Below are 3,903 nucleotides of genomic sequence, written 5' to 3'. Positions count from 1 at the left end.
ATCGAACCAGTACTTGTAACACCCGGGGCGGTTTAGTAATTTTATCTGTTGGCTACCTAAATAAACGGCAACACCATTTTTGCTGACCTGCCGCCGTTAACTCGACACAACCAATTTTCGCGAGTTCCGGTGTAAAACGTCATATTTATCGCGCCCCTGACTTATCTCCAGTAGACACTCCATGCAGAAAACCTCTTATAACGTCCCCTCAATGATTCATAAACAACTGATGCGATCTTCCTTTATGTATTTGCTATAGAGCAAATAAACAGCAAGACTCATCACTCAAGGAAATTATAACGGCAAGGAATATCATCGAAATGATTACAAGACGATTACCATTCAAAAGATGTGGTTTGTTTTTTCTTGTACTGACGTCTTTCAGAGCTTTTTCTGCTGACAGCTATACAGAAACTGCGCGCTCCGGTTTACCTGATAGCTGGATGACCAACGAATTTAAAAAACAATGGGGACTGGAATCCATAGGTGCTCATTATGCTTACACAAGGGGATATAATGGAGAAGGCATTAATATCGGCATATTTGATGAGTCTGTATTTACTCACCCAAAATTTGAAGGGAAACTCAATAAAGTCGATGCAACTGAACCGTATAATTTTTCAGATACAAACCCGAGGGATATTATATTTGGTGACCATGGGACACATGTCGCAGGGATCGCCGCAGCGGCTCGCAATGGTCAATATATGCATGGGGTAGCTTATAATTCAGGGTTGGTTTCAGCTAAATTTTTAGGCACCGATAATAACTTTTTTGAAAATCTTATACAAAGTAATACTCGTATTTTTAATAACAGTTGGGGGCCTGAAGTTGATATCTATCGGGATGAACATGGTAACGAGTTATTACTTCCCAATGGTACGAAGTTCTACGTTGAAACGACGAAGCAAGACGAAATTGGCAAATTCACAGCAGAAGATATCAATGCCATTAACACATTAAGCAATAGTTCTGTACCACCATCAGGAGTTGATCCTGGGCTTCCAGAATTTGCTGCGGTAGTTCGAGCTGCGCGCTTTGGAAAGCTGATAGTATTTGCTGCGGGCAATGAGAATAACTACAATGTGCCAAGAGAACACCCCGCCCTCCCTTATTTGTTCCCTGATGTAACGAATAACTTCATTATCACCGCTAACTTGAACGAAAATGACCTGCTACATGTATCATCCACAAGTTGTGGATATACGGCAAGCTACTGCATGTCTGCACCTGGTACCGATATTTATAGCACCTCGGCACAAACAGACAAGGCGTACTATGACCAAACGGGTGAAATTAAATTTGTACCAACCTATGCTTACATGACAGGAACATCGATGGCAGCACCTATGGTTTCAGGTGCAGCGGCGGTGCTCATGCAACGATTTCCTTACATGACAGCGTCTCAAATAGCCACTGTGTTACTCACAACAGCCACTGACCTGGGTGAAAAAGGAATAGATGCTGTATATGGGTGGGGAAAACTAAATTTAAAAAGTGCGATTGATGGCCCCAAAATGTTTGTAACCGCCGCGGATATACCCGAAGATTTATATGTCGATGGCTCTTATATGCAAACGCAATTTATTGCCAATATTCCCGGCGTTGGTGCAGTCGTTGAGCCAGGCACCCGTAATCAACGCATCTGTAGTGGTATCGAATGTGGTTATGATAACTGGGTAAATGATATTAGCGGTCATGGGGGATTGACGAAAATTGGTGTTGGTACCCTGGAGTTAACCGGGAAAAACATTTACGTCGGACCAACCTGGATAAATCAGGGCTCATTGATCGTTAATGGCTCGATCTCCTCAGACGTCAGCGTGAAAAACGGCGGCATACTCGGCGGATCCGGCAGCGTCGGTTCACTGAGCACTCACCGCGGCGGCTCTGTGGCGCTAGGTAACTCGAACGGCCCCCTGAGTGTCCTTAATAATGTCAGCTTCGCATCGGGTTCACGCTATGCGATTGAAGTGGGGTCGAACGGTCATAGCGGTAAGATCCAAAGCAATGGATTGGCGACGATAGGCGGCGGTGAGGTGGCGGTATTGCTAGAAAATAGCGGTAACCTGCTGTCGCAAAGCAATGTGCACAGCCTGCTGGGCCAGCAGTACAACATACTGACTGCGCAACAGGGCGTCAGCGGGCAATTTGATTCGGTGGCGTCGAACTCCCTGTTCCTTGGCTCCGGGCTGAGCTACCAGCCTCATCAGGTAACGCTGAACTTCGGGCGCAATGACACCGCTTTCTCCAGCGTGGCGCAGACGCACAACGAGCGGGCGGTTGCAGCGGCGGCGGATGCACTGGCGGCGGGTAACCCGGTGTACGAAAGTATCCTCAATATCGGTACGACGAGTGAGGCACGACAGGCGTTCCGTCAGCTATCGGGGCAAATCCATGCGGACACTGCCTCGGCGCTGTTGAACGACAGTCGCTACTTGCGTGAGTCACTGAACGGGCGTCTGCGTCAGGCTGAAGGGCTGGCGACCTCGGCGGACATCAAGGCGGATGATGGGGGAACCTGGGGGCAATTATTGGGGGCCTGGGACAATGCGTCGGGCCACGACAACGCTACTGGCTATCAGGCATCCACCTACGGCGTGATGCTGGGGCTGGACTCGGCACTGGCGGGCGGCTGGCGGCTGGGAGCGGCAACCGGTTACACCCGAACTTCGCTGAACGGCGCTTACAGTTCAAACTCGGACAGCGACAACTATCACTTGGCAACGTATGGCAGCAAACAGTTCGGTGCGTTGGCGCTGCGGGCAGGTGGGAGTTATACTTGGCACCGCATCGACACCACGCGTTCGGTGAATTACGGGGTGCAGTCGGACCGTGAAACAGCGAAGTACAGCGCACGTACCGAGCAGCTATTTGCCGAGACGGGGTACAACGTAAAAACTGAGTGGGTGAACCTGGAGCCATTCGCCAACTTGGCGTACATCAACTTCCGGAACAACGGCATTGCGGAAGGCGGTGGGGCGGCGGCACTACAGGGTGACAAGCAACATACCGACGCGACGGTGTCAACGCTAGGCGTACGTGTGGATACCCAGTGGCAACTGAGCCAAACCACGGTTGTAGGGCTGTTTAGCGAACTGGGCTGGCAGCATCAGTACAGTAAACTGGATCGCGGCACAGGGCTGCGCTTCAACGGTGGCAATATGCCGTTCGTGGTGAACAGCGTGCCGGTGTCGCGCGACGGGATGGTGTTAAAGGTCGGCGCAGAAGTGGCGGTGAGAAACAACGTCAGGCTATCGCTGGGTTACGGCGGGTTACTGTCGCAAAACCATCAGGATAACAGCGTCAACGCCGGCTTCGCCTGGAGTTTCTGATTCCAGCAATAACGGATACTGGCCACCTGATCGGAGGTGATATCCTCACCTCAACTACACGACAGGTGATCACATGGGAAAACAGTTCTCAGCAGAATTTAAACTCGAAGCAGCCAAACTGGTCGTTGACCATCATTACACCCTTGTTAAGGCCGCAGATGCAATGAATGTCAGCCTCTCCGCCATGACGCGATGGGCCAACAAGCTCCGGCTAGAGCGCCGGAAAAACGCCACCAGGCCTTCCGCTCACGCCAGAGCAGCTTGAGCTGCGCGAAATGAAGAAAAAGATACAACGTTTTGAAATGGAGAACGACATCCTAAAAAAGGCTACGGCGCTCTTAATGTCGGACTCACTCAACGGTTTGCGGTAGTCGACAATCTTAGGGCGCGATATCCGGTTACGTCGTTGTGCCAGATTTTTCACGTTCATCGCAGCAGCTACCGGCATTGGTTACAGGACTACGCCTTAATGCGACAGAGCCCCTAATAAAGCAGCAGCGCAACTTTTGCTGACTTTGCTCTGTTAATGCGACAGAACCATAAAACATGATTCATATCAATAAAATAT

General features: G+C 50.1%; 2 protein-coding genes. Both read left to right on the top strand.

Features of this window, described 5'->3' with window-relative positions:
* Positions 1-320 precede the first annotated feature (320 nt).
* A complete protein-coding gene (locus AEP37_RS22595; protein WP_082170903.1) occupies positions 321-3,335 on the top strand; it encodes an autotransporter outer membrane beta-barrel domain-containing protein in 3,015 nt (1,004 codons plus the stop codon).
* 73 nt (positions 3,336-3,408) lie between these two features.
* Positions 3,409-3,600 carry a transposase gene (locus AEP37_RS27995; RefSeq protein ID WP_053102010.1) on the top strand — a complete coding sequence of 64 codons (192 nt, stop codon included), beginning with the start codon at positions 3,409-3,411 and terminating at the stop codon, positions 3,598-3,600.
* Positions 3,601-3,903: the final 303 nt, after the last annotated feature.

Origin of the sequence: Yersinia pekkanenii (assembly GCF_001152565.1) — a bacterium.
In the GTDB taxonomy this organism is placed as follows: domain Bacteria; phylum Pseudomonadota; class Gammaproteobacteria; order Enterobacterales; family Enterobacteriaceae; genus Yersinia; species Yersinia pekkanenii.
Note: the sequence above shows the minus strand (reverse complement) of the source record. Positions and strands in the feature narration are given on the sequence as shown.

Coding starts and splice junctions, on each gene's coding strand:
- AEP37_RS22595 (WP_082170903.1), top strand. CDS start 321: ATGATTACAAGACGATTACCATTCAAAAGATGTGGTTTGTTTTTTCTT.
- AEP37_RS27995 (WP_053102010.1), top strand. CDS start 3,409: ATGGGAAAACAGTTCTCAGCAGAATTTAAACTCGAAGCAGCCAAACTG.